Source organism: Caulobacter vibrioides (assembly GCF_002858865.1).
Taxonomy (GTDB): domain Bacteria; phylum Pseudomonadota; class Alphaproteobacteria; order Caulobacterales; family Caulobacteraceae; genus Caulobacter; species Caulobacter vibrioides.
Genome location: NZ_PJRR01000004.1, coordinates 85,436 through 111,297, shown reverse-complemented (window position 1 = coordinate 111,297; position 25,862 = coordinate 85,436). Strand labels below are relative to the sequence as shown.

The 25,862-nt window shown below is 69.3% G+C and carries 23 protein-coding genes; 12 read left to right on the top strand and 11 right to left on the bottom strand.

Annotated features, from left to right (window positions below):
• Nucleotides 1–11 precede the first annotated feature (11 nt).
• The 6 genes from CVUC_RS00910 (at nucleotide 12) to CVUC_RS00885 (ending at nucleotide 6,323) form a co-directional block, all read left to right on the top strand.
• A complete protein-coding gene (locus tag CVUC_RS00910) occupies nucleotides 12–1,493 on the top strand; it encodes an HWE histidine kinase domain-containing protein (protein ID WP_164468210.1) in 1,482 nt (493 codons plus the stop codon).
• A gap of 149 nt (nucleotides 1,494–1,642) precedes the next feature.
• Nucleotides 1,643–2,272: a PepSY-associated TM helix domain-containing protein gene (locus CVUC_RS00905; protein WP_096034203.1), complete on the top strand. Its 630-nt coding sequence runs from the start codon at nucleotides 1,643–1,645 to the stop codon at nucleotides 2,270–2,272.
• Nucleotides 2,273–2,282: 10 nt separating this feature from the next.
• Nucleotides 2,283–2,798, top strand: a complete 516-nt coding sequence (locus CVUC_RS00900; RefSeq protein ID WP_096034204.1) for a DUF2271 domain-containing protein — start codon at nucleotides 2,283–2,285, stop codon at nucleotides 2,796–2,798.
• On the top strand, nucleotides 2,795–3,679 hold the full coding sequence (locus CVUC_RS00895; protein ID WP_096034205.1) for a DUF4198 domain-containing protein: 885 nt from the start codon (nucleotides 2,795–2,797) through the stop codon (nucleotides 3,677–3,679). The genes CVUC_RS00900 and CVUC_RS00895 overlap by 4 nt, the downstream gene beginning before the upstream one ends.
• A 176-nt stretch (nucleotides 3,680–3,855) precedes the next feature.
• A complete protein-coding gene (locus tag CVUC_RS00890; protein WP_164468286.1) occupies nucleotides 3,856–4,809 on the top strand; it encodes an FAD:protein FMN transferase in 954 nt (317 codons plus the stop codon).
• Nucleotides 4,809–6,323 carry a sulfite reductase subunit alpha gene (locus tag CVUC_RS00885; protein ID WP_096034207.1) on the top strand — a complete coding sequence of 505 codons (1,515 nt, stop codon included), beginning with the start codon at nucleotides 4,809–4,811 and terminating at the stop codon, nucleotides 6,321–6,323. The genes CVUC_RS00890 and CVUC_RS00885 overlap by 1 nt, the downstream gene beginning before the upstream one ends.
• Before the next feature lie 145 nt (nucleotides 6,324–6,468).
• On the opposite strand, the gene mobA is transcribed toward CVUC_RS00885, so the two are convergent.
• Nucleotides 6,469–6,981, bottom strand: a complete 513-nt coding sequence (mobA, locus tag CVUC_RS00880; protein WP_096034208.1) for a molybdenum cofactor guanylyltransferase — start codon at nucleotides 6,979–6,981, stop codon at nucleotides 6,469–6,471.
• Between the two features lie 88 nt (nucleotides 6,982–7,069).
• On the opposite strand from mobA, the gene CVUC_RS00875 reads away from it, so the two are divergent.
• Complete coding sequence (locus CVUC_RS00875; RefSeq protein ID WP_096034209.1) at nucleotides 7,070–8,125, top strand: LacI family DNA-binding transcriptional regulator; 1,056 nt, start codon at nucleotides 7,070–7,072, stop codon at nucleotides 8,123–8,125.
• A 272-nt stretch (nucleotides 8,126–8,397) separates the two neighbouring features.
• On the opposite strand, the gene argJ is transcribed toward CVUC_RS00875, so the two are convergent.
• Nucleotides 8,398–9,843, bottom strand: coding sequence for a bifunctional glutamate N-acetyltransferase/amino-acid acetyltransferase ArgJ (gene argJ / locus CVUC_RS00870; protein ID WP_012640649.1), 1,446 nt, complete (start codon nucleotides 9,841–9,843; stop codon nucleotides 8,398–8,400).
• A gap of 15 nt (nucleotides 9,844–9,858) precedes the next feature.
• Nucleotides 9,859–10,830: a peptidylprolyl isomerase gene (locus tag CVUC_RS00865; protein WP_164468211.1), complete on the bottom strand. Its 972-nt coding sequence runs from the start codon at nucleotides 10,828–10,830 to the stop codon at nucleotides 9,859–9,861.
• 297 nt (nucleotides 10,831–11,127) lie between these two features.
• Between CVUC_RS00865 and secA the strand changes: the two genes are divergently transcribed.
• Nucleotides 11,128–13,899, top strand: coding sequence for a preprotein translocase subunit SecA (secA, locus tag CVUC_RS00860; protein WP_010920904.1), 2,772 nt, complete (start codon nucleotides 11,128–11,130; stop codon nucleotides 13,897–13,899).
• A 109-nt stretch (nucleotides 13,900–14,008) separates the two neighbouring features.
• Here the strand turns inward: secA and CVUC_RS00855 are convergent, their stop codons facing one another.
• Nucleotides 14,009–15,418, bottom strand: coding sequence for an MFS transporter (locus CVUC_RS00855; protein WP_096034212.1), 1,410 nt, complete (start codon nucleotides 15,416–15,418; stop codon nucleotides 14,009–14,011).
• Nucleotides 15,419–15,490: 72 nt separating this feature from the next.
• Here CVUC_RS00855 and CVUC_RS00850 point away from each other — a divergent pair, with 72 nt between their 5' ends.
• Complete coding sequence (locus tag CVUC_RS00850) at nucleotides 15,491–16,195, top strand: ArsR/SmtB family transcription factor (protein ID WP_096034213.1); 705 nt, start codon at nucleotides 15,491–15,493, stop codon at nucleotides 16,193–16,195.
• Between the two features lie 24 nt (nucleotides 16,196–16,219).
• On the opposite strand, the gene CVUC_RS00845 is transcribed toward CVUC_RS00850, so the two are convergent.
• Nucleotides 16,220–17,074, bottom strand: a complete 855-nt coding sequence (locus CVUC_RS00845; protein WP_096034214.1) for a hypothetical protein — start codon at nucleotides 17,072–17,074, stop codon at nucleotides 16,220–16,222.
• A 127-nt stretch (nucleotides 17,075–17,201) separates the two neighbouring features.
• A complete protein-coding gene (locus CVUC_RS00840) occupies nucleotides 17,202–18,053 on the bottom strand; it encodes a hypothetical protein (protein ID WP_096034215.1) in 852 nt (283 codons plus the stop codon).
• A 217-nt stretch (nucleotides 18,054–18,270) separates the two neighbouring features.
• On the opposite strand from CVUC_RS00840, the gene CVUC_RS00835 reads away from it, so the two are divergent.
• A complete protein-coding gene (locus CVUC_RS00835; protein ID WP_164468212.1) occupies nucleotides 18,271–18,843 on the top strand; it encodes an SH3 domain-containing protein in 573 nt (190 codons plus the stop codon).
• Nucleotides 18,844–19,075: 232 nt separating this feature from the next.
• On the opposite strand, the gene CVUC_RS00830 is transcribed toward CVUC_RS00835, so the two are convergent.
• The 3 genes from CVUC_RS00830 to CVUC_RS00820 all read right to left on the bottom strand — a co-directional run bounded on the left by CVUC_RS00830 (nucleotide 19,076) and on the right by CVUC_RS00820 (nucleotide 23,041).
• Nucleotides 19,076–19,597, bottom strand: coding sequence for a type II CAAX prenyl endopeptidase Rce1 family protein (locus CVUC_RS00830; protein ID WP_096034217.1), 522 nt, complete (start codon nucleotides 19,595–19,597; stop codon nucleotides 19,076–19,078).
• Between the two features lie 48 nt (nucleotides 19,598–19,645).
• Entirely contained in the window at nucleotides 19,646–22,198 is a 2,553-nt protein-coding gene (locus CVUC_RS00825) for a hybrid sensor histidine kinase/response regulator (RefSeq protein WP_096034218.1), read from the bottom strand.
• A gap of 78 nt (nucleotides 22,199–22,276) precedes the next feature.
• Nucleotides 22,277–23,041, bottom strand: coding sequence for an SDR family oxidoreductase (locus tag CVUC_RS00820; RefSeq protein WP_096034219.1), 765 nt, complete (start codon nucleotides 23,039–23,041; stop codon nucleotides 22,277–22,279).
• A 269-nt stretch (nucleotides 23,042–23,310) separates the two neighbouring features.
• On the opposite strand from CVUC_RS00820, the gene CVUC_RS00810 reads away from it, so the two are divergent.
• Together CVUC_RS00810 and CVUC_RS00805 are read left to right on the top strand one after the other, a co-directional pair.
• A complete protein-coding gene (locus CVUC_RS00810; protein ID WP_096034220.1) occupies nucleotides 23,311–23,787 on the top strand; it encodes an SRPBCC family protein in 477 nt (158 codons plus the stop codon).
• A gap of 50 nt (nucleotides 23,788–23,837) precedes the next feature.
• Nucleotides 23,838–25,217, top strand: a complete 1,380-nt coding sequence (locus tag CVUC_RS00805) for an MFS transporter (protein WP_096034221.1) — start codon at nucleotides 23,838–23,840, stop codon at nucleotides 25,215–25,217.
• Here the strand turns inward: CVUC_RS00805 and CVUC_RS00800 are convergent.
• Both CVUC_RS00800 and CVUC_RS00795 read right to left on the bottom strand, forming a co-directional pair.
• Complete coding sequence (locus CVUC_RS00800; protein ID WP_164512746.1) at nucleotides 25,214–25,564, bottom strand: DUF86 domain-containing protein; 351 nt, start codon at nucleotides 25,562–25,564, stop codon at nucleotides 25,214–25,216. The two genes, CVUC_RS00805 and CVUC_RS00800, sit on opposite strands and share 4 nt — an antisense overlap.
• Nucleotides 25,557–25,847 carry a nucleotidyltransferase family protein gene (locus CVUC_RS00795; RefSeq protein WP_096034223.1) on the bottom strand — a complete coding sequence of 97 codons (291 nt, stop codon included), beginning with the start codon at nucleotides 25,845–25,847 and terminating at the stop codon, nucleotides 25,557–25,559. The genes CVUC_RS00800 and CVUC_RS00795 overlap by 8 nt, the downstream gene beginning before the upstream one ends.
• Nucleotides 25,848–25,862 lie beyond the last annotated feature (15 nt).

The window sequence follows — 25,862 nt, the reverse complement described above, 5'->3', positions numbered from 1 at the left end:
GCCGCGACGGTTTGCCTCATGCGCTAACCATTTGGACCGGCGCCCGCGCGTGTAACGGTGGGGGTCCGTCTCCCTGGGATCGGGCGTCCATTTTCATGTCTCGAGACGACCAGACCCGGCCGCCCGATCCGTCGCCTCCGCGCCGCGACCTGCTGTCCGGCGCCATGGCCGACGCGGTCCCGATCCTGATCAGCTATGTCGATAGCGACGAGCGCTATCGCTTCGTCAATCGCGCCTATGAGCGCTGGTTCGGCGTGGATCGCGCGCAGATCGAAGGCCGCCCGCTGCGTGAGGTGGTCGGAGACGTCGCCTACGCGCGCCTGGCGGGCCATGTGCGGCGGGCTTTGGCGGGCGAGACCCTGATCTTCGAGGGCGAGGTCGAGTACCAGGGCGCCGGCGTCCGCTTTATCGAAGCCCGCTATGTCCCCGACATCACGCCGGACGGCGAGATCCCCGGTTACTACGCGCTGATCACCGACATCACCGACCGCAAGCGCGCCGAGGAAACCGAGCGGCTGCTGATCCGCGAAGTCGACCATCGGGCCAAGAACGTCCTGACCGTCGTGCAATCCCTGGCTCAGCTCACGCCCTTCGAGAGCAAGGACCAGTATGTGCAGGCCTTGTCGGGCCGGATCGGCTCTCTGGCTCGCGCCCACAGCCTGCTGTCGACGACCCGCTGGAGCGGGGTGGACCTGCATGACCTTCTGGAGCTGGAACTGGATCCGTACGGCGGCGAAGCGGGCGAGCAGATTGCGATCCTGGGTCCCCCGGCCCTGATCGACGCGCAAGCGGCCCAGTCCTTGGCCCTGGTCGTTCATGAACTGGCCACCAACGCCAGCAAGTACGGCGCCCTGTCGCGCCCGCTGGGCCGGCTGAACGTCAGCTGGGGCTTCGGTGACGCGGGTGTGCTGCATCTGACCTGGCGCGAGGACGCTGGGGCGTCGGTTGCGGCGCCAACGCAGCGCGGCTTCGGCTCGACCCTGATCCAAAGCGCGGTCAAGCAGCTGGGCGCGCGGATCGAACACATCTGGCGGCCGCAGGGGCTGAAAGTCCGCCTCGACCTGCTGAGCGGCGCGCAGCCTCGTCCGGCCGAGGGCGCGCCAGTCTATCGCCCAGGCCTGAGCGCCGAAGGCGACACCAGCCTCGAGGACCAGCACGTGCTCATCGTCGAGGACGAGGCCGTCGTGGCCATGGAGCTGACGCGCATGCTGAGCGCCGCCGGCGCCACGGTCGTCGGTCCGGCCGGCACCATCGAGGAAGCGTTAGCGCTGCTGGACGCCCACCCGGTCGACTGCGCGCTTCTGGACGTCAATCTGGGCGGTCTCCCCATCACGCCCGTGGCCCACGCCCTGCACCGCCTGGGCGTCCCCTTCGTCTATCTGACCGGCTATCAGGAGCCGGCGGTCGACGACGCGCCGATTCTGCGCAAGCCGGTTCCCGCCCACGTGTTGCTCGGCGCCCTGGCGCGCGGAACCCAGTTGACGACACAATAGGCCGCAACACGCTCGCCTTGCTTGGGACACAGCCAGGCTGGACGCCATGAGGACGATCTTGCCCACGGCGCAACCTTGGCTCTTGAAATTGCAATTCGTTCTCAAGTAAGGACAGGCACCCCGTCGCTCAGCCCCTGTCGCGTCCGCCTGTGAAATCCGCCGCCGCCCAACATCGCCGCTCGTTCTGGCTGAAGCAGTTGCACCAGTGGCACTGGATCAGCGCGGCCCTGTCGCTGGTCGGCATGCTGCTGTTCGCGATCACGGGCATCACCCTGAACCACGCCGGCCAGATCGAGGCCGAGCCCAAGGTTGTCAGCCGCAAGGCCACCCTGCCGCCGGACCTGCTGACGGTGCTGGCCAAGGGTCCCGAGGAGGGCAAGCGCCCCCTGCCCGTCCAGCTGGAACCCTTCCTCGACGAGGCCGTCGGCGCCGATGTGGCCGGGCGCGAGGGCGAATGGTCGGCCGACGAGGTCTATGTGGCCCTGGCCCGCCCGGGCGGCGACGCCTGGGTGTCGATCGACCGCGAGACCGGCGCCGTCGAACATGAAAAGACCACGCGCGGCGCGATCAGCCTGCTCAACGACCTGCACAAGGGCCGCAACACCGGCAAGGCCTGGAGCTGGTTCATCGACATCTTTGCCGTCGCCTGCGTGATCTTCACGGTCACCGGCCTGATCCTGCTGCAGTTCCACGCCCGCGCACGCCCGCTGACCTGGCCCCTGGTCGGGCTGGGCCTGGTCGCGCCCGTCCTACTTGTCATCCTGTTCGTCCACCTCTGAGGCAGACCCCGTGAAGCGTTCGATTTCCCTGCTCACCTTCGCCGGCGCGGCTTTCGGCTCTTCGGCCATGGCCGCCGACCTCAACGTCACGGTCGAGGTGCCCAAGCTGAACGTGGCCGAGTACCACAAGCCCTATGTGGCCATCTGGATCGAGAACCCGGCCGACTCCACCGCCGCCGGCACCCTGGCCGTCTGGTACGACGCCAAGAACCGCGAGGACAACGGCGCCAAGTGGCTGAAGGACATGCGCCAGTGGTGGCGCAAGGCCGGCCGCGAGATGAGCTTCCCCGCCGACGGCGTCAGCGGCGCCACCCGCGCGCCCGGCCCGCACAAGCTGGTCTTCTCCGGCGCCAAGGGCGCGCTGAAGAGCCTGAAGCCCGGTCAGTACAACCTGGTGGTCGAGGCCGCGCGCGAGGTCGGCGGCCACGAGGCCGTCCGCGTGCCCTTCGCCTGGGGCAAGCCCGGTAAGCCCGCTTCCGCCAAGGGCTCGGCCGAGCTGGGCGCCGTCACCGTTTCCGTGAAGTGAGAAAAGCCATGACCTTCAAGACGCGCCTGCTCGCCGTCGCCGCTGTTGGCGTTGCGCTGGCCCTGCCGATGTCGGCCTCCGCCCACCGGGGCTGGATGGTGCCGGCCTTCACCACCCTGTCGGGCGACAGCGCCTGGGTGACGGTGGATGCGGCCATCTCCAACGAGCTCTTCTACGCCGACCACCGGGCGATGCGCACCGACGGCGTCAAGGTGATCGCGCCCGACGGCGCGGCGGACAAGATCCAGAACGCCGCCACGGGCCAGTACCGCTCGACCTTCGATGTCCAGCTGACCAAGCCGGGCACCTACAAGATCTACACGGCCAGCAACACCGTCATGGCCAGCTGGACCGAGAACGGCGAGGTCAAGCGCTTCCGCGGCTCGCCCGAGGACTTCGCCAAGCAGGTCCCGGCCGGCGCCGCCGACCTGAAGACCATCAAGTCCAGCAGCCGCAACGAGACCTTCGTCACCCGCGACAAGCCGACCCTTGAGGCGCTGAAGCCGACCGGCCAGGGCCTGGAGTTGGTCGCGGTCACCCATCCGACCGACGTGATCGCCACCGAGGCGGCCACCCTCAAGTTCGTGATCGACGGCAAGCCGGCCGCCGGCCTGGAGGTCACCTTCGTCCCCGGCGGCTCGCGTTGGCGCGCCAGCCCCGGCGAGATCAAGGTCAAGTCGGGTCCTGACGGCGCGGTGACGTTCACCCTGCCCGAAGCCGGCATGTACTGGGTCAACGCCAATGTCCGCTCGGGCGAGACCGTCCGCGGCGGTCCCGGCATGGGCGGCGCCCCGGGCGCTGCGCCGGCGCCGGCCACCCCGCTCGCGGGCGACGGCATGAGCGCCAGCTACACCGCCGTCATCGAAGCCCAGCGGCCTTAAAAACTGTCATCCCGGCCCAGCGCGCAGCGCGCCGAGCCGGGACCCAGGGGCCGACGCACCGTCGCTAGCCCCTGGGTCCCGGGTCGACTTCGTCGCCCGGGATGACACGGCTTTTGTTGTTGCAAAGCATGCCCCGCGTCCTCGTCCCCGCCATCGCCACGCCGCCCGCCCGCCCCGTGGGCGGGAGCGTCCGCGCGTTCGGCGGCGAGACCATGGGCACGACCTGGTCGGTCAAGGCGGTGCTGCCGGCCACGACCGACCTGGCCGCCCTGAAGGCGAGCGTCGAGCGCGCGCTGGACGCGGTCGTTTCCCAGATGAGCCCCTGGGCGCCGCTGTCGGACCTCTCCCGCTACAATCGCGCCGCGCCGGGATCCTGGACTGTGCTGCCGCCGGACACACTGACCGTGCTGCGCCGAGCCCTCGACGTCGCCGCGCAGACCGACGGCGCGTTCGATCCGACCCTGGGCGCCCTGACCGACCTCTGGGGCTTTGGCCCGCGTCCGTTCGCCGGCCAGCCGCCGCAAGCCGAGACGCTGGCCCCGCGCCGCGAGGCCTGCGGCTGGAAGCGCCTGGTGCTGGACGGCGAGGCGCTGTTCCAGCCGGGCGGGCTGAAGCTTGATCTGAACGGCATCGCCAAGGGCTTTGGCGTCGACCAGGCCGCCGCCGTGCTCGATCGCGCCGGGGTCAGGAGCTACCTCATCGAGGTCGGCGGCGAGCTGCGCGGGATCGGCGCCAAGCCCGACGGCCAGCCCTGGTGGGTCGAGCTGGAGCGCCCGCCGCCCTTCGAGCCCGCCGCCAACGACACCCAGAAGACCCTCGTGGCCCTGCATGACCTGGCCGTCGCCACCTCGGGCGACTATCGCCGGTTCTTCGACCATGGCGGACGGCGCTACGCCCACACGCTGGACCCGGCCACCGGCGCGCCGATCGTCCACGCCACCGTCAGCGTCACGGTGCTGGCGAAGGACTGCATCAGCGCCGACGCCTGGGCCACGGCCCTGACCGTCATGCCGCCCGAGCGCGCCCTGGCCTTCGCCGCCGCCCATGACCTGGCCGCCCTGATCGTCAGCCGAGGCCCCGCCGGCCTCGAAGAGCGCCTGTCGCCCGCCCTGCAGGCGATGCTGGACTGATGCCCGACCTCGCCTTCCTCCCGCCTGAGGCCCGGCGTTGGGTCTGGGCAGGCGTCGTCGTGGCGCTGTACGCCCTGTTCTGCCTGGCCATCGCCCTGCGCGAGGCCTGGCGCGGCCGTCAGGCGCGCAAGGCCGCCGACGCCCTTTCCCAAGGCTCAGGCGAGCCGGTGCTCGTCGCCTACGCCAGCCAGACCGGCTTCGCCGAGGAACTGGCCACGGCCACAGCCAAGGCCCTGGCGGACGCCGGCGCGCCGGTGACCCTGAAGGACCTCTCGGCCGTCACCGCCGCCGATCTTGCGGGCCGCGCCCTGTTCGTGGTCAGCACCACCGGCGAGGGCGACGCCCCCGACCCGGCCCGCGCCTTCATCCGCGACGTGATGAAGACCGACACGGACCTTTCGGCCCTGCGCTACGGCGTGCTGGCCCTGGGGGATTCCAGCTACGCCCACTACTGCGCCTTCGGGCGGTCGCTGGACGCCTGGCTGTCGAGCCGGGGCGGCCGGCCGCTGTTCGACCGCGTGGAGGTCGACGACGCCGATCCGGCCGCGCTGCGCCACTGGCAGGGACAGCTCGCAACCCTGACCGGCGTCACCGACGCGCCCGACTGGACGCGGCCGACCTATGACGCCTGGACCCTGGCCGAGCGGACGCTGCTGAACCCCGGCAGCCCCGGCGGCGAGGCCTGGCATCTGCGCCTGACGCCGCCCAAGGGCGCGGTCTGGCAAGCCGGCGACATTGTCGAGATCGGCCCGCGCAACGACCCCGCGCAGGTCGCCGCCCTGATCGCGGCGCTGGACCTTCCCGCCGAAGCCGCCGACACCCTGGCGGGTCTTCGCCTGCCGCAGGACGCGGCCGCCCTCGACGCCCTGCGCGGCCTGCCGCTCGAAGCCCTGGCCGAGCGCCTGACCGCCCTGCCCCATCGCGAATACTCGATCGCCTCGCTGCCCGACGACGGCGGCGTCGAGCTGATCGTCCGGCTGATGACCCGCGCCGACGGGGCGCCGGGCCTGGGCTCGGGCTGGCTGTGCCGCCATGCGCAGATCGGCGCGGCGATCGAGGCCCGGGTGCGCGTCAACCGCAGCTTCCACGCGCCCGAGACCAAGCGGCCGCTGATCCTGATCGGTTCGGGCACGGGCCTGGCGGGCCTGCGCGCGCATCTGAAGGCCCGCGCCGCCGCCGGCGTCCGCTGGAACTGGCTGGTCTTTGGCGAGCGCACCGCCGCCCACGACTATTTCCACCGCGCCGAACTGGAAGCCTGGCAGGCCTCGGGCCTGCTGGACCGGCTGGACCTGGCCTTCTCCCGCGACCAGGCCGAGCGGATCTACGTCCAGCATCGCCTGCGCGAGTCAGCCGACATCCTGCGCCGCTGGGTGGCCAACGGCGCGGCGATCTATGTCTGCGGGTCGCTGGAAGGCATGTCGCGCGAGGCCCACACGGCGCTCGTCGAAATCCTCGGCGCGCCGATGCTGGAGCGCCTGACCGACGAGGGGCGGTATCGGCGGGACGTGTACTAGGCGCCGCTGAGCGCCCCCTTCGTCACGTCGCCTGCGGCGCCGCGCCCCCTCCCCCGCAAGCGGGGCAGGAGGGTGGCCGCCTCCTCCTCCCCCGCGACGCGGGGGAGGTGGCTCGACGCGGATACGCGGCGAGACGGAGGGGCGCTCACCCCCGCAACAACATGTCCCGCTCCGCCGGCGTATTGGCCCCGCGCAGCCTTGCCAGCGCCCCGTCCGAAACCGGCAAGGCCGCCAGCCCCGCGCGCTCCACGAGCCGCCGCAGCGGCCAGCCGGCCTCGGCGTCGGCCGGCAAGGCCGAAGCGTCCAGCACCATCGGCACGGGCAGACCTTCGTAGCAGCCGCCGCTCGCCAGCAGGGGAGCCAGGTCGCCCGGCGTGATCGTCGGGGCGTCGACCGCCAGCACCAGCAGCCGCGCGGTTCCCAGCGCCCGCGCGCCCGCCAGCACCCCGCCGACAGGCCCGGCTCCCGCCGCGTCGTCGGCGACCCACGGCCAGCCCAGATCCGCGCCCGCCGTCACCAGCGCCTGCGCCCCGACCGCCCGCGCCAGGTCCGCCACAAGGTCGACGGCCCGGCGGCCGTCCCAGTCGAGCGCGGCCTTGTCACGGCCCATGCGCCGCGATGCGCCGCCGCACAGGATGATCGCGCCCAGGGAAGTCATGAGCCCGGTTTAGCAGGAAAACCCGCTGCTCTTCCAAGCCGTACCCGAAGCGGTCTAGTGTCCGCGCCGAAGAGGGACGGACTCAAGAATGAACCAGCCTGTCGAGCGCCAGCGTCGCCGGACGACCCAGAGCGCCACGATCCGCGACGTGGCGGCCCGGGCGGGGGTGTCGCCGATGACGGTGTCGCGGGTCATCAATCGCGAGAGCACGGTCAAGGAAGAGACCCGCCAGCTGGTCGAGAAGGCCATCGCCGACCTCAACTACGCGCCCAATCCGGCCGCCCGCAGCCTGGCCGGCAGCGCGCCGTTCCGCATCGGCCTGCTCTACGACAACCCCTCGACGGGCTACCTGTCGGAGTTCCTGGTCGGGGCGCTGGACGAAAGCAGCCGCACCGGGGCTCAGATCGTCATCGAAAAGTGCGCCGAGCCGGAGCTGGCCCGCGCCACCCTGGCCCGCCTGCTGAAGACCGGCGTCGACGGCCTGATCCTGCCGCCGCCGCTGTGCGAGTCGCCCGAGGTGCTGGCCGAGATCCGCGCGGCGGGCGCCGCCGCCGTGGCCGTGGCGCCCGGCACGGCCAGCGCCGACATGGCCACGATCCGCATCGACAACGAGGCGGCCGCCTTCGAGCTGACCCAGCACCTGATCGGCCTTGGCCACAAGCGCTTCGGCTTCATCAAGGGCCATCCGAACCAGACGGTCAGCCAGCAGCGCCTGGACGGCTTCATGACCGCCCTGAAGGCCGCCGGAATTCCGCAGGAAAACATCCGGGTCGAGCAGGGCTATTTCACCTATCGCTCGGGCCTGGAGGCGGCCGAACGCCTGCTGGCCGCCGAGCCGCGTCCCACCGCGATCTTCGCGGCCAATGACGACATGGCCGCCGCCACGGCGGGCGTGGCCCATCGCCTGGGCCTGGACGTGCCGGGCGACGTCTCGATCGTCGGCTTCGACGACACCTCGATCGCCGACAACATCTGGCCGCCCCTGACGACCGTCCATCAGCCGATCGCGGCCATGGCCCGCGCGGCCGTCGACCTGGTCCTGGAAGAAATCCGCCGCCATCGCGACGGCGGCGGCGAACCCCGCCAGCTGATGCACCCGCATACGCTGATCGTGCGGGATTCCAGCGGGCCGGCTAGCGTTTAGCCCGTCGGCGCCCCCAGAGCGCCCCCTCCGTCACGGCGCTACGCGCCGCGCCACCTCCCCCGTTTCACGGGTGAGGAGGAAGCGGGATCCTCCTGCCCCGCTTGCGGGGGAGGTGGCGCGCGGCGCAGCCGCGTGACGGAGGGGGCGTCCCTGCGTCCTTCGAGGCGCGCTCAGGCGCGCGCACCTCAGGATGAGGGATTCAGTAGCGGGTTTCCTCATCCTGAGGTGTGAGCCGAAGGCGAGCCTCGAAGGACGCAGGGCGCCTCAGCCCCCTAGCTCCGGTAATCCCCGTTGATCGCCACGTACTGCTTGGTCAGGTCGCAGGTCCAGACCGTGGCCGAGCCGCGGCCCACCCCGACGTCCACCGAGACCTCGAACGCCTGGTTCTTGACGTAGGCGCTCATCTTGGCCTCGTCGTATTCGGCCGAGATCAGGCCGTCGCGGGCGGCGTAGAGGTCGCCGAATTTGACGCTGATCTTCTCGCGGGCCACCGGCTCGTCGGCGCGGCCCACGGCCATGACGATGCGGCCCCAGTTGGCGTCCTCGCCGGCGAAGGCGGTCTTGACCAGCGGGCTCTCGGCGATGGTGCGGGCGATCTTGCGGGCGCTGGCCGGGCTCTCGGCGCCGTTGACGGTGATCTTGACGAACTTGGTCGCCCCCTCGCCATCCTTCACGAGCTGCAGGGCCAGGTCCAGCAGCACCCCTTCCAGCTTTTCGCGGAAGTCGGCCAGGCGCTTGTCGCCCGCGCGGTGGATCTTGGGCGCGCCCGACTGCCCGGTGGCGAACAGCAGCAGCGTGTCGTTGGTCGAGCGGTCGCCGTCCACCGTTACGCAGTTGAAGGTGGTGCGGGTATACAGACTGACCAGGGTCTGCAGGGCCGCCGGAGCGATCGCCGCGTCGGTGGCGACGAAGGCCAGCATGGTGGCCATGTCGGGCGCGATCATGCCCGAGCCCTTGGCGATGCCGGCGATCTTGACCTCATGCCCATCGATCACCGCCGTGGCGTAGGCGCCCTTCGGGAAGGTGTCGGTGGTCATGATCGCCCGGCCGGCCTCGGCCCAAGCGTCGGCCTTCAGGCGGCTTTCCACCTCGGGCAGGCGGGCGGTGATCTTGCTGTCGTCCAGGATGACGCCGATGACGCCGGTCGAGGCCATCATCACGTCGCGCTGGCGGCAGTCAAAGCGCTTGCCCACGGCCGTGGCCACGCGGCGCACCGCATCGGCGCCGGGCTTGCCGGTGAAGCTGTTGGCGCAGCCGGCGTTGACCACCAGGGCGCGCACGTCCGCGCCGCCCGTCGCCGCCAGCTGGCGCTTGCACCAGTCCACCGGGGCCGAGCCGACGCCGTGGCGGGTGAAGACGCCGGCCGCCGAGGTGCCCTCGGCGAAGCGCATTAACAGCAGGTCTTCGCGCTCATGCTTGTAGAAGCCCGCCCGGCCGGTGGCGATCTCGACGCCGGCGATCGGGGGGATGGTCGGGAACGGCACGGCCAGCGGCGAGATCGCCAGGCCCGGCTTGCCCGCGCCGGTCGCGGCCTTGGCCGGGGTCGCGGAGGCCTGGTCGGACTCGCCGGCCGACTTCTGGGCGCGGCGCAGGCCCGCGCGCTTCAGGGCCGAGGTCAGCGGATCGACGATCGCATCGATGACCCCGTGGGCGCGTTCGGCGGGCGTGGCCACGGGCTCGGCGGCGTTATCGGCAGGCGTCTTCGTCGTCTTGGGCATGGGCCGCTCGTATACTTACTGCTTCGCGGATTGGGCGGGTTGGGCGGCGGGCGGAGCCGAGGCCGGCGCCGCGCCCTGCAGTTCCGGCGGCGCGGAGGCCGGTTCCTGGGCGCTGCCGGCGGGCAGCTCCTGCGACTTGCCGATCATCATCTCGACCTTGGCCGAGCCGCGCAGCTTCTCGAGGATGTCGCGCACCTGGTCATAGGTCAGGAAGCGGATGATCTGCGGGCGCGCGGCCTCCAGGGTGATCGGCTCCTCGGTGCGCTTGTCCTCGACCTTGACGAGGACCCAGCCGCCCTCGGCGGCGAAGGGACCGATCAGCGCGCCCTTCTGGGCGTCTTTCAGCGCCGCGCCATAGGCCTCGGGCATCACGTCCAGGGTGAAGTAGCCGAGGTCGCCGCCGTTGAAACGGGTGGCCTGGTCGGTCGAGCGCTCCATGGCCAGGGCGTCGAACGAGGCGCCGGTGGCCAGGAGCTTCTTGATGCTCTCGGCCTCGGCCTGGCTGCCGACCAGGATCTGGCGGGCGCGGATCTCCTCGGAGCGCTTGGAGAGCTTCTGCTGCTCGGCGTAGAGCTTGCGGATGGCGTCCTCGGTCACGGCCTTCTCGACCACGCCCTCGACCAGCATGTCGCCCAGGATGCGCTCACGGGCGGCGGCCAGGCGGCGTTGGGCCAGGGGGTCCTTGTCGAGCTTGCGCTTGACCGCCTCGGCGGCCAGCAGCTTCTGATCGATGACCTCGTCGAGGCGCTGGCGGAAGACCTCGCTGGAGATGTCCAACGGCTCGCCTTCGCTGATCAGCCCTTGCGCCACGGCCTCGCGCTTGACGTCGCTGGCCCAGATCACCTGGCCGTTGACGCGCGCCACGGCGGTGTCGCCGGGCTCGGGCGGCTTGTCGGCGACCTTGTTCTGGCCGCAGGAGGCGATCATCAGCGCGCAGGCCACAGCGCCCAGCACGCCCATCAGGCGGAAAGAGGTCTTCAAGGCCAAGATCTCCGGCTTTGCTGGAATGGGCTCTAGCGCGGTTTTTACCCAAGGGGAAACGGCTTCGCCGTCGAAAGCGTTCTGCTCAGCGAAAACCGGCCCCGGAGCCAGGGTTTCAGCCCCTTAAACCCTCGCTGTTCTAGGGTCTTCGCGTTGACACCAGGGGGGCCGGTGCTTAAGTCTCCGGCCGCACCGGAACAGCGGATTTATTCGTTGTTGCGGCCGATTTTCATCTCCGTAGTCGAGGCCCTCCAGCCTTAGCGCCGGCCTCCTCGTCCAAACCGCCCTCCGGATCCCCCCTGAATGCTTGGTTTCGCCAAAAAGCTCTTCGGCTCTTCCAACGAACGCAAGGTCAAGACCCTGGCCACGCGCGTGGCCAAGATCAACGCCTATGAAGCCGAATACGCCGCCCTCTCCGACGAGGCGCTGAAGGGCAAGACGGCCGAGTTCAAGGCGCGTCTGGAAAAGGGCGAGACCCTCGACGACATTCTCAACGAAGCCTTCGCCGTGGTGCGCGAGGCCTCCAAGCGCGTGCTGGGCATGCGCCACTTCGACGTCCAGATGGTGGGCGGCATGGTGCTGCACTTCTCGGGCATCTCGGAGATGCGCACCGGTGAAGGCAAGACCCTGGTCGCCACCCTGCCGACCTATCTGAACGCCCTGGAAGGCAAGGGCGTCCACGTCATCACGGTCAACGACTATCTGGCCCGCCGCGACGCCGACTGGATGGGTCAGGTCTACAACTTCCTGGGCCTGAGCTACGGCGTCATCGTCAACGGCCTGTCGCAAGGCGAGCGCCAACGCGCCTATCGCAGCGACATCACCTACGGCACCAACAACGAGTTCGGCTTCGACTATCTGCGCGACAACCTAGTCTACAGCGTCGACGAGATGGTCCAGCGCGGCCACAACTTCGCGATCGTCGACGAAGTGGACTCGATCCTGATCGACGAAGCCCGCACGCCGCTGATCATCTCGGGCCCGACCGAAGACCGCAGCAGCTTCTACAAGACCATCGACGTGCTGGTTAAGGAGCTGATCCTCGACAAGTCGATGTTCGACCACGACGAGAAGCAAAAGCAGGTCATCCTGACCGAGGACGGCCAGGAAAAGATCGAAGAGATCCTGATGTCGGGCGGCCACCTGGCCGAGGACTCGGCCGGCCTCTACGACGCCGCCAACGTCTCGGTGGTGCACCACGTCAATCAGGCCCTGCGCGCCAACATCCTGTACACGCGCGACAAGGACTACATCGTCAAGGGCGGCGAGGTTGTCCTGATCGACGAGTTCACCGGCCGCATGATGACCGGCCGCCGCCTGTCGGAAGGCCTGCACCAGGCCATCGAGGCCAAGGAAGGCGCCGACATCCAGCCCGAGAACCAGACCCTGGCCTCGGTGACCATCCAGAACTACTTCCGCCTCTACAAGAAGCTGTCGGGCATGACCGGCACCGCGTCGACCGAGGCCCAGGAATTCGACGACATCTACAAGATGAGCGTCTCGGAAATTCCGACCAACCGCACCATCCAGCGCATCGACGACGACGACGAGGTCTATCGCACCGAGCGCGAGAAGAACGAGGCCATCCTCAAGCAGATCGCCGACTGCCACGTGCGCGGCCAGCCGATCCTGGTCGGCACCGTGTCGATCGAGAAGTCCGAAGAGCTGTCCAAGCTTCTGTCGACCTTCTCCTTCGAGAAGGACGGCAAGAAGGTGAAGGGCATCCCGCACCAGGTGCTGAACGCCCGCTTCCACGAGCAGGAAGCCGTGATCGTCGCCGACGCGGGCGTGCCCGGCGCGGTGACCATCGCCACCAACATGGCCGGCCGCGGCACCGACATCCAGCTGGGCGGCAGCATCGACATGCGCCTGTTCAACTGGCGCCAGCAGCAGCGCGGCATGGGTCTGGAGATCACCGTCGAGGACGAGGCCGAAGAGCGCGCCCGCCTCGAGACCGAGATCGCTGACAAGAAGGCCCAGGCCCTGGCCGCCGGCGGCCTGTTCGTGCTGGGCACCGAGCGTCACGAAAGCCGCCGCATCGACAACCAGCTGCGCGGCCGCACCGGCCGTCAGGGCGACCCGGGTCGTTCGAAGTTCTTCCTGTCGTGCGAAGACGATCTGCTGCGCATCTTCGCCGGCGAGCGTCTGGATGCGATCATGCGCACCTTCGGCGTCCAGGAAGGCGAGGCGATCACCCACAAGTGGCTGAACAACGCCATCGCCACGGCGCAAAAGCGCGTCGAGCAGCGCAACTACGAGATCCGCAAGAACCTCCTGAAGTACGACGACGTCGTCAACGACCAGCGCAAGGCCGTGTTCGAGCAGCGCCAGGAGTTCATGGAGTCCAGCGACCTCTCGGACATCATCCACGAGATGCGTCGCGACGTGATCGACGACCTGGTCCTGCGCCACCTGCCGCCCAAGGCCTATGCCGAGCAGTGGGACGTCGAGGGCCTGACCGAGCGCGTCAAGTCGATCCTGGGTCTGGACCTGCCGATCGCCGAGTGGGCCGCCGAGGAAGGCATCGCCGACGAGGAGATGAAAGAGCGCATCACCAAGGCGGCCGACGAATACGCGGCCCAGCGCGAGGTGATCATCACGCCCGAGCAGATGCGCTCGGTCGAGAAGAGCTTCCTGCTGCAGATGATCGATCTGCAGTGGCGCGAGCACCTGATGCACCTGGATCACCTGCGCAACGTCATCGGCCTGCGCGGCTATGGCCAGCGTGATCCGCTGAACGAGTACAAGACCGAGGCCTTCTCGCTGTTCGAGAAGCTCTTGGGCGATCTCCGCACCAACACCACCCGCTGGCTGATGACGGTCGAGATCGCCTATGCCGAGCCGGAGGTCCCGCACACGCCGCTGGACAACCTGGTCGAGGTGCACCTGGATCCGCTGACCGGCGAGAACGCCGCCTTCGCCGGCGGCATCCCCGAGGGCCTGTCGACCGCCCAGCGCGAAGCCCTGCCCGTCTCGGCCCTGCCGGAAGGCTGGGACCGCACCAACCGCAACGCCCCCTGCCCCTGCGGCTCGGGCAAGAAGTTCAAGCAGTGCCACGGCTCGCTGGTGCGCTAGGCGCTTAGGGACTCTTGATCCCGATCTTCCCGGCGAACGCCGGGTCCAGATCGAACAGAAGGGCGCCGAGCGGCTTCGCTCGGCGCCCTTTCGCTTTCATGGCGGACGCTCAAGGACGGATCTGGGCTCCAGCGTTCGCCGGGGAGCTCGGATGGCTCTTTCCGTCGCGCGGAAGAAGGACGATCGCAGCCGCCCCGAGCAGTATCGCTGCGGCGGCGATCCCTGAGCTTCGAACCCCGGCGACCGCGTCGATGCTGGCCAGGGCGCCGAAGATCGCGACGCCGGCCGCGCCACCCACCTGGCGGCAGGCGTTGAGCGCGCCGGAAGCGGCTCCGGCCTCATGGCGATCGACGCTAGCCAGCAGACCGCTGGTCAGGGCCGGGATGGCCAGGCCCATCCCACCGGGGATCAGGGCGAAGCCGGGCAGCATCTCCAACATGCCGCTTTCTGCGCCCAGCCGGGCGGTCAGGGCGTAGCCGCAGGCGGCGACCAGCACGCCGCCCGTTGTCACCGCCCGCGCGCCAAGGCGCGAAACAAGACGACCGCTGGCGAGGTTGGAGACGATGAAGGTGGCCGTCAGCGGCAGGAAGGCCAGTCCCGCCTTGCCCGGCGGCCAGTCGAGGGCCCGTAGCATGTAGAGGCCCAGGACGAAGATCATCCCGTAGTAGGTGAAGTTCAGGGCCGAGCCGACCACCACCGCCAGCCAGGCCGGGCGCCGGGCGAAAGCGGCCAGCGGCATGACCGGATGCACCGCGCGCCGCTGGTGACGCAGGAACAGCCCCAGCAGCCCCAGCCCCGCGACCAGCGCGCCCGCCGGCCAGGCGCGCCATCCGCGATGACCGCCCTCAATCAGCGCGCCGACCACCAGGGTGACGGCGGCGACCGCCAGGACCTGTCCGGTCAGGTCCGGCGGCGCGGCCGGCTTGGGCGGCGTCGGGGGCGCAACGATCTGGGTCAGAATGGCGCCCAGCAGGCAGATCGGCAGATTGACGAAGAACACCCAGCGCCAACCCAGGGTCTCCACCAGCAGCCCCCCCAGCACCGGGCCCGCGGCGATCGACACCCCGCCGGCCGCCGTCCACCAGCCCACCGCCGAGGCCCGCCTGCGGTCGTCGCCGTGGGCGGCGTGGGCGATCAGGGCCAGGGACGGCGGGATCAGCAGGGCGCCGGTCGCGCCTTGCGCCGCGCGCGCCACGATCAGGCTCAACGGTCCAGGAGCCAGGCCGCAGATCGCCGAGGCCACGCCGAACAGCACCAGCCCCCAGACGAAGGCCCGTTTGGGGCCGACCCGATCGCCGATCGCGCCCGCTGACAGCAGCATCGCCGCCAGCGCCAGGACATAGGCGTCGACCAGCCATTGGAGCTGCGCTGTCGGGGCGGCGAATGTCCGACCGATGGCGTCCAGCGCCACATTGACGATGGTGACGTCCAGTTGGGTGACGAAGAAGCCGAAACTGGCGGCGGCGGTGACCCAGCCGAGGCGGGGCGCGGGCGAGGAGGCGATCATGGGTCGGCTCATGCGCCCTGGAGCGGGCGCGTTGTTACACGCGCCGATGAACCATCACGCGCCGATTGGGTCTAAGGTGACGCCATGGACGCCAACATCGCCTCCCCCGCCGCCCTGATCGGCGATCCGACCCGCGCGGCCATGCTGCAGGTCCTGCAGGACGGCCGGGCCCAACCCGCCAGCGCCCTGGCCTGGGCCGCCGGCGTCACCGCCCAGGCGGCGAGCAACCATCTGGCCAAGCTGGTCGACGGCGGGCTGCTGGCGGTCGAGCGCCAGGGCCGCCACCGCTACTACCGGCTGGCCTCGGCCGAGGTGGCGCACGCGATCGAGGCCTTGTCGGTGATCGCCGCTCCGGTGCGTTCGCTGGAGGTCCCGCGCTCGCCCAAGGCCCGCGCCCTGCGCGACGCGCGCTGCTGCTACGGCCATCTGGCCGGACGCCTGGGCGTGAAGGTCTGTGACGCCCTGCTCGACCGCGACCTGATCCGTCCGGCCGGCGACAAGCGCTATGCGATCACGCCCGAGGGCCACGCCTGGTTCGAGGACCTCGGCGTCTCCAGCCAGACCCTGCGCGGCGCGCGCGGTGTGGCGCGGCCCTGCCTGGACTGGACCGAGCGCCGCCACCACCTGGCGGGCCCGCTGGGCGTCAAGCTGCTGGCGGCGATGACCCAGCGGGGTTGGCTGGCCCTGGAGCCCAACGGACGTGCGGTTCGCCTGACAACGAACGGCGCTCGGGCGCTGCTGGAACGACTGGGCGTAAGCCTTGAGGACGCCGACCAGGCGGCGGCGTAACCCAGCCCCAAGAACACCCGCCGACTACTGATCCCCGGAATAGGGCACGCCCCTGACGGTCTCGTCATAGGCGGTCGGGGGGTTGTTTTCGACATCCGTCACCTTGCCCTTGGGCGCCTGCAGTTCGCGCAGGCGCCAGGCGTTGGGCCCCACGCGTGTGAAGACCGCGTCGGTCCTTTCGTCTGTCAACTCCACGGTGCCCTCCAGGCCGGTGGGGCGCAGGCAATAGCCCTTCATCTCGGTGTCGCTGACCCACGCGTCGGGCAGGCAGCGCGCCTTGAAGTCGAACTTGCGGTGCGGTTTGGTCGACCAGTCGCGCAACTCGGTGCTGACGCGGCCGACGTCGCCGACGCTGTAGGTCTGCTCCTGGTACCCGACGGCGAACACGGCGCCCCGCCATAGGCCGTACCCGTCATAGGATTCGATGCCGGCGCCCCGCTCGTCATAGAAGGTGGGGGTGGGTTCGTCTGCCACGCCGATATAGTGTGTGGTCACCTCGTAGACGGTCTGTACGCCGTTGGCGGTCGGCACCTGGATGACGCCGCTCAACAGGTGGAACTCGTCCTCGTTATCGGTCATGACCAGGCCGGGCTTGCCGTTGTGCAGGAGCGTCAGGGTCTGATCCTGGCGCGCGTTCGGCTGGCCCAGGGACTTCAGCAAATTGGCCTCGTGCTTACGCCCGTCTATAAATTCGGGGTAGGCGGTCACCGGCGGCGCCTCCGGCAGCGGCTCCGCCGTGGCCGCCGGGGCTGCAGGCGCGACAGGCTTGGGCGCCTCCGCCGGCGGTTTGGCGGCGCCGGGCAGCTTGTCACAGCCCGACAGAGCGCTAAGGACGGCCAGGCTGAGCGCAAGCGTCAAGGATTTGGACTGAAACGACATAAGGGCCCCTAGAGCCTTCCGCTTCAAAACGGGATCGTTTTGAAGCGATAAGAAGGCTCTAAATCAAATACTTAGAGCGTGACTGGCGCCGAAACCGGATTCCACTTTCGGCGTCACGCTCTAGCGGCTACGGATTCCCGGAATAGGGCACGCCCTTGACGGTCTCGTCATAGGCGGTGGGCGGGTTGTCCGGCAAGTTGAGCAACTTGGCCTTGGGCGCGCTCAGTTCCCGCACCCGCCAGGCGTTGGGCCCGACGCGCGTAAAGACCGCGTCGGTCACTTCGTCACCGCCATTCAGCTCCATGCCCGGATTGGCCTCCTGGCTGGCTGGGCGCACGCAGTAGCCCTTGATCTCGGTGTCGCTGACCCAGCTTTCGGTCATGCAGCGCGACTTGAACTCAAACTTGCGGTGCGGCTTGCTCGACCAATCGAGCAGCGTGGTGCGGGCGCGGGCGTCGTCTTCTGGGTCCCAGATCTCGTCCTGGCCCGTGATGACCAGCACGGCGCCCCGCCACAGGCCCCTGGGAACAGTTTCGATTTCGACGCCGCGCCTGTCGTAGAGGGTGATGAAGGGACCGCCAGACGCAGAGAGATAGTCCGTGGTGACCTCGTAGACGGTCTGTACGCCATTGTCGGTGGGTAGCTGGAAGACATTGGTCAGCAGGCTGTAGGTTTCGTCGTCGTCGGTCACGACCAGGGCGTTAGCGCCATTAAACTTCAGCGTCAGGGTCTGACCGTTGCGCGCGTTCGGCTGGCCCAGCTCCTTCAGCAACTCGGCCTCGCCAAGGCGCTCCTCGTCACGCTTGGCATAGATGTTGAACGGCGGCGGCTCCGGCGCGGCCGCGGACGTCGCCGGCGCGACGGGCTTGGCGGCCTCGGTCGGCGGCTTGGCGGCGCCGGGCAGCTTGTCGCAACCTGAAAGGGCCGCCAGGCCCGCCAGGCTCAGCGCGAGCATCACGGATCTGGACTGAAACGACATAAGGCCCCCCGGCCGGCTGAAATGGCGGGGGCACCCTAGCCAGAACCGCACGGCGAGCAAGGCGGCGCCCGCGTTCGGTTGTACGGGGCGAACAATTTTTTACATGAACGAAATCTGTCGCTGCGGTCCCCGGCGCCGTTCAGCTTCACCCTGTCATGGTCTGTCTCACGGGGTTGCTGACCCCGGAGATTTCAAAAGGGACGAAGGACCAAAGACCATGACCATCACGACGAAGATCAAGACGATCACCCTGACCCTGGGCGCCGCGGCCACCGCGCTGGCGATGACCGCCGCCCCCGCCGCGCACGCCATGGACGAGAAGCTGGGCGGCGTCGTCGGCTGCAAGGCCTCGGGCAAGAAGCAGGAAGTCGGCGCCGTCGTCGGGGCCCTGCTGGGCGCCGCGGCCGGCTCGAACCTGGCCAAGAACGACCAGGGCACGGGCACGGCGATCGGCGCCGTGGTCGGCGCGGGCGCCGGCTCGCTGATCGGCTGCAAGATGCAAAAGAGCGACGCGGCCCAAGAGGTCGGCGGGATCTACAAGTCGGGCGGCTTCCGCTACGCCCAGACGGTCCAGGCCGCCCCGCTGGTCAAGATCGAGAAGAAGATGGTCACCCGTTCGACCGTCAACCTGCGGGCCGCCGCCTCCACCCGGGGCGAACGCCTGGGCGCGGTGGACTCGGGCACGACCTTCCAGGCCCTGGGCCGCACCAAGGACGGCAAGTGGATCCTGGTCGGCCAGGACGGCGTCGGCGTCGGCTTCATCTCCAGCGCCTACGTCTACCGCGCCTAGGCGCAGCTAGAGCGATCGAGGGCTAAACCCCCTCGCCGAGCTTTCGGGGCGCGTCCGCTCCGTCCCTCTGGCCGCGTTCCGAGAAGAGAGCCCGTCCGGTCTCCCCATGACCGGGCGGGCTTTTTCGTGGGCGACGCATCGTGCGGAAAAGTGGGAACCGGTTTTCCGCAAAAACCGATGCGAAAACAAAGAGCCAGAGCGGAATGTGCGATTCCTGAATCGCGCATTTTGCTCACGAAAGGGCGCTGACCCCGCCCAGCCAAGTCTGCCAGACCACCACCAACGCCCAGTGCAGCAGCACTGCGGGCCAGACCGAGCCCGTCACCCGCTTGGTCACCGCGCAGCCCAAGCCCAGCACCGCGCAGCACAACAGAAAGTCGGCCCGCAGAAACACCGGCGCGGCGTTGGGCAGGAAGGTCAGGGCCTCGACCACGTGCCAAAGCACATAAAGGCCGGTGGCGACCCCGATCTCGACCCACGGCCGCCGCCCCTCGCCCGGCCCCGGCGTCAGCACCGCCCGGAACGGGATCTCCTCGCCCAGCGCCGGGATCAGGATCACGGTCAGCATCCGAAGGGCCAGGTCCGGCTGGGTCGGGGTCAGGTGATAGAGACCGGTCGAGAAGCCGATGGCGGCCATGGTCGCCAGAGTCAGCGCCGAGACCCCAAGGCAGAACAGCCACCCCCGCGCGCTCGGCAGGGTGCGCAGGCTGGTGATCAGGCGCTGGCGGTACATCTGAATGCTCTGCGCCATCATCGGCCTGGACCCAATCCCATGAGCGTCGCTCCGGCAAGGCGCGCGCGCCTACAACGCCCCCAGCCTCGCCGCCGCGTCGCGGGCCAGGCTCTGGGCCAGGCAGCGGTCCATGACCGACAAGAGATTGCGCAGATCGATGGGCTTGGCGACGTGGGCGTCGCAGCCGGCGTCGAGGCAGGTCTTGATCTGGGCCGACATGACGTCGGCGGTCAGAGCGACCACCGGCAGGCGGGCGAAGCGCGGGTCCTGGCGCAGGCGGCGGGTGGCCTCCAACCCGTCCATGACCGGCATGTTGACGTCCATCAGCACCAGATCGACCGCTTCGTGCTGCAAGACGTCCAGCGCGTGTCGACCGTTCTCGGCCTCGACCAGTTCGCACTCGAACGGCTCGAGGAACAGGCGGATGACGCGGCGGTTGACGGGGTGGTCGTCGACGACCAGCACACGGCGGCCCTGCAGGGCGGCGGCGCCGATCGACTCGCTGGTCGCGCCCGCCTCGCTCGGCGCGGCCTCTATGGCGAGGGCCTGGTCCATCACCATCTCGATGGTGAAGACCGAACCCACGCCCTCCTCGCTTTCGACCTGGATGTCGCCGCGCATCATCTCGACCAGCCGGCGGGTGATGTTGAGCCCCAGGCCGGTACCGCCGAAGTTTCGCGTCGTCGAGGCGTCAGCCTGGGTGAAGGGCCGGAACAGCTTGGCGACCGTGGCCTCGTTCATGCCGATGCCGGTGTCGGCCACGCGTAGGCGCACCCGGACACGGTCGCCCGCCTCCGGGTAGCAGGCCAGCGCCACCTCGACCTTGCCCTGGCTGGTGAACTTCAGGGCGTTGGAGACAAGATTGCTCAGGCACTGGCGCACCCGCACGCCATCGAACATCAGCCATCCGGGCGCCTCGCCGTCCAACTGGAAGGTCAGGGTCACGCCCTTCTCGCGCGCGGTCGGTTGATAGCCGCCCACCAGGCGCGCGCAGGTCTGAACGAGATCACCCGCGGTCGGCGCGATCTCAAGCTTTCCCGCCTCGATCTTGGAAAGGTCCAGAATGTCGTTCAGCAGCACCAGCAGGGTGTCGCCGCTGTCGAGGATCAGGTCGACCTGCTCGCGCTGCGCGGGGGTAAGCTGATCCGAGCGCAACGCCTGGGCCAGGCCCAGCATGCCGTTCAGGGGCGTGCGAAGCTCGTGGCTCATCACCGCCAGGAACGCCGACTTCGCGGTGCTGGCCGCTTCCGCCCGCTCCTGGGCGAGCCGGAGCCGTCGCGAGGCCCCGCGCTGGTGCACGGCCCACGCCGCGGCGCCCGCCACCAACACGCCCAGCAGCAGCGCGATCACGACCGAGGCCCGCGCCAGGCTCCGGGACAGGCGGACCTGTTCGGTGAGGCGACGGCTCTCGTCGCGCTTGACCCGCAGCTCGCTTTCCAGCGCCGCCGACATCTCGGCGACGCCCTTGGCGTAGGCGTTGCGAGAGGCCAGACCGTCGGCCTTGCGCCAGGCGTCCAGTTTCCGGAACGCGTCGGCGCTGCGTCCCTCATACTGATCGATATAGGCCTCGACCAAGGCCTCCAGCGGCCGATCGCGCGAGGCCAGGGTCTCGGGGATGGTCTTCAGTCGCTCCAGATCGCGCCGCGCCGCCTGGGACTGCCCCAGCTGCGCCAGCGCCAGCGCCCGCTGTCCCAGCATGCGAACCTGCAGGCGGCGATCGGGGTTGGCCAAAAGGCCAGCGGCGGGCGCCAGGCACTGGATCACCCGCTCGGGCGCGCCGCGCAGGCCCGCGATCCGCGCGCAGAGGAACCGGTCCCAGGTGACCAGGCCCGGATCGCCATCCGCCATGGTCAACTTGTGATGCAGGGCCGCAAAGCGTTCGGCGGCGGCCAGTTCGCCCAGGTCCGCCGCGCTGAAGGCGATGTCGTAGATCCGCTCGATCTTGCGAACATAGAAGGTGTCCCGCTCGTCCAGCGCGGCCGCCTGGGCCATGTGATCGAGCGCGCCTTCCTTGTCGCCGAGATCCGACAGCGTATAGCTGTGCACCTGATGCAGCTCGGCCAGCAGCGGCTGGGCGATGTGGCCGCGGCGTTCAAGATCGCCGGTCAGTTCCGCCGCCAGCCGCGCCGCCTCCGCCCAACGGCCGATCTGTCCCAGGTGGCGGACCCGCTCAATGCCCGCCATCAGCCGGATGTCGGGGCCTGACGACTTCAGAAAGCGGTCCCAGTCCTTGTCCTGAAAGGCCTGAAAGCCGCCGCTCTCGTGCCGGTAGGCCAGCACCTCGAGGTCGACCAGGGCTTCGAGCGTCGCATCCTTGTCGCGTCGCGCCACCTCGCGCGTGCGGGCCGCCCAGGCGTCGAACCGTCCCTGAATCTGGTTGCTCTTGAGTGCGTAGAGCACGCGCCATAGGCCGTAGAGACGCTCCTGCCCCGCCTCGCGCAGGGCGCTGCGGCCGGCGCGTTCGATATCGTCATTGTCGCGGGGCGGTTTGCGGACCTCGTGCGCGCCGATCTTCTGGCTCAGCTGCTCAAGCCGCTGGGCGAGGGGCGCGTCGCTCTTGGCCCAGGCGCCGCTGGCGCCGAAGGTCATGACCAACACGAAGAGAATCAGTACGCGCCGCAAGTCCGTATCCTGGAATCTGCGGCAACCCTTGGCCGTCAGAAATGTAGGACCTGTTAAGCGCCCCGCTCTGATCGCGCGCTAGATGGTCGCGCCGCCGTCCACGACCATGGCCTGACCGGTCATGAAGCTGCCTGCCTTCGAGGCCAGATAGACCGCCGCGCCGGCGATCTCGTCCGGCTCGCCGATGCGGCGCAGCGGCACGGCCGTCGTCGAGCGCTTGAGGGTCTCGGGATTGTCCCACAGCGCCTTGGCGAAGTCGGTCTTGATCAGGCCCGGCGCGATGCAGTTGACCCGCACATTGTCGGGGCCGAACTCGTGGGCCAGGTTGCGAGCCAGCTGGAAGTCGGCGGCCTTGGAGATGTTGTAGGCGCCGATGATGGCGTTGCCGCGCAGGCCGCCGATCGAGCTGATGATGATGATCGAGCCGTCCTTGCGGGCCTGCATCTCGGGCGCGACCATGCCGATCAGCCAGTGATTGCTGATGATGTTGTTGTCCAGGATCTTGCGGAACTGGTCGTCGGCGATCCCGGCCAGCGGGCCGTAATAGGGATTGCTGGCGGCGTTGCAGACGCAGATGTCGATCTTGCCGAACGCCTTGCGGGTCTCGTCGACCAGATTCTGAAGCTCGTCCTTGGAGGCGATATTGGCCGGCACGGCGATGGCGGTCCCCGCGCCGTGCCTGGCGTTGAGCTCGGCGGCGACCTCCTCGCAGGGGCCGGCCTTGCGCGAGGAGATCACCACCTTGGCGCCATGCTCGGCCATCCGCTCGGCGATCGCCTTGCCGATCCCGCGCGAAGACCCGGTGATGATCGCCACCTTGCCGGTGAGGTCGAAGAGGCTCATGGCGCGCTCCCTAAACGTTTGTTTGAATTTTGGGCACAGTGCGGCGGGTGAAGCGCAGGGTCAAGCCTCGGGCCAATCCTCCCCCCAACGGGGGAGGTGTCGACGCAGAGCGGCGACGGAGGGGGAAGAGGCAAGCTCCGCAGAACTTCCCCCTCCGGTCCTTCGGACCCCCTCCCCCGCTGGGGGGAGGATTTTTCTCAACGCCCCTGTCGGCGTTCGCGCCATCGGCGCGTCCTTGAGGCAAGATCGCCCTCAATCGGAGACCCCTCATGCCCCTCGACACCGCCGCCGAGGACCGCGACCTCGTTCTGGAGCGCATCATCGATGTCTCCGCCGAGAAGCTCTACACCTGCTGGACCACGCCCGAGCTGATGCCGGAATGGTTCTGCCCCAAGCCCTGGACCGTCTCGAACGTGCGCCTGGACGTGCGGACCGGCGGTAACAGCTACATGGAGATGAACGGCCCGAACGGCGAAGTCATCCCCCAGCCGGGCGTCTATCTGGAGGTCGTCCCGAACCAGAAGATCGTCTTCACCGACGCCTTCACACAGGCCTGGAAGCCTTCGGACAAGCCATTCATGGTCGGGATCGTCACCTTCGAGGATCTGGGCGACGGCAAGACCCGCTACCGCGCCGTGGCCCGCCATTGGACCGTCGAGGACAAGACGGCCCACGAGCAGATGGGTTTCCACGAGGGCTGGGGGATCGCCACTGACCAGCTGACGGCGCTGGCCAAGACGCTCTGAGCGCCTAAAACGCCCTTGGCGGGGACGGCGAAAAGGGCCATGTGCCCGGCATGAGCTCCACCCCCGCCCCCGCGCGCCTGGTCGACAAGGCCCTCGTCCCGCGTTTCGCCTTGCTGTGCCTGGGCATCTGGCTCAACGCCGCCGACACCCTGGTGACGGCGACGATCATGCCCAGCGTGGCCAAGGAGATCGGCGGCTACCAGTATTTCGGCTGGTCGGTGGCGGCCTATCTGACCGGCTCGATCGTGGCCGGGGCGTGCTCGGGCAAGCTGTCGATCGCCGTGGGCCTGCGCGCGGCGACGGCGATCAGCGGTCTCGTCTATGCGATCGGCTGCGCCATGAGCGCGCTGGCGCCGGAGTTCATCACCTTCATCGTCGGACGCCTAGTCCAAGGCTTGGGCGCCGGGGCCGTGGTGGCCCTTTGCTATGTCGCCATCAGCGCCCTGTTTCCCCAAAGCCTGTGGCCGCGCGTCTATGGCGCGATCGCCGGGGTCTGGGGGGCGGCGACCTTGCTGGGCCCGGCGCTGGGCGGCCTGTTCGCCGCCGCGGGGTTCTGGCGCGGCGTGTTCTGGATGTTCGTGGTCCAGGCGGTGATCTTCGTCGGCGCGGTGATGGTCATGTTGCCCGGCGGCAAGCGCGAGGAAGGCGGCGGCCGGATCCCGAGCCTGCAGCTGGCCTTGCTGGTGATCGGCGTCAGCCTGATCGGCGGCGCCGGGGTCGTCGCCTCGCCGCGCCTGGCCGTGATCCTGGCGATCGGCGGGGTGATCGGCATGGTCGCCATGCTGGCCGCCAACACCCGCACCCAAGACCGCCTTCTGCCCAAGTCCGCCGCCGACCTGCGCACGGCCACGGGTCTTGGGCTCTTGACCATCTTCGCCTGCGAGGCGGCGGTGATCGGCTTTACCGTCTATGGCCCCGCCTTCATCCAGGCCCGCCACGACGCCTCGCCCTTGCTCGCAGGCTATGTCACCGGAGCGATCGCCGCCGGCTGGACCGCCTGCGCCCTGATCTTCGGCCATGTGCCCGCCCAGAAGGACGGCCGCTTCGTGCGCCTGGGAGCCGGCGTCATCGCCCTGGGCGCGGCGCTCAGCGCCTTTGCGGTGCCGCGCGGGAACCTGGTCGAGACCTCGCTGGCCTTCGCGGTGCTGGGCGCGGGCTTTGGCCTCTGCCACGCCTTCATCGCCCGCCGGACCATCGCCGGCGCGCCGGTGGAGGAACAGGCCATGGCCTCAGGCGCGGTGCCGACCTCGCAACTGATCGGCGGCGCGGTCGGCTCGGCCGGCGCCGGGGCGATGGCCAATGTGCTGGGCTTTGGCCACCACGGCATCGACGCGGCGCTGGCGACGAGCCAAGGCGTCCTGCTGTTCGGCGCCTTCCTGCCGCTGACCCTGATCGGCTTCGCCGCGGCCTGGCGGCTGGGGCGGGGTTAGGGGTTTCGGACCCGAGCGATCATCCGCTCGACCGCAGCGCGCAGTCCAGGCAACTCGACCACCACAACGGACCAAACGATGGTGAAGCTGACGCTGGCGTAGCCGCGCGCAATACGGTTACGCAAGTCGATGGCCGCGCGCCAATCGATCTCTTGCTCAAGATCACGGATCGAAGGCGGTAGGCGGGCGGCGCTTTCGCCAATGACCAACAGGTTCATTGCAACCGCATCACGTCGCATTCGGTCCGCCAGGAAGCCCGTCTGATCGACGCCATCGACATAGGCCTCGATCTGCTCGATCGCTTCCAGGAGTTGGGCGAGATGGGTGCGGGCCGAGGCGTCAGGCAAAGACGACTTCTCGCAAGACAGGCGCCTTCACCAGCCGGTGCAGGCCGTCCTCCGTGACGAGATCAACGGGTCGCCCCAGCAGCGCGACCAGATCGCGCTCGAGACGGAAGAAGCCAAAGCCAGGCAGCACGTCCGGCGCGAACTCGACCAGCACGTCCACGTCGCTGTCCGGCCCCGCCTCGCCCCGCGCCGTCGAGCCGAACACCCCCACCCGCGCCACGCCGTAGCGGTCGAGCAGCGGCTTGGCCGCGCGCAGTTTGGTGAGGGCCTCGTCGAGGGTCATGGCGAGATTATAGCA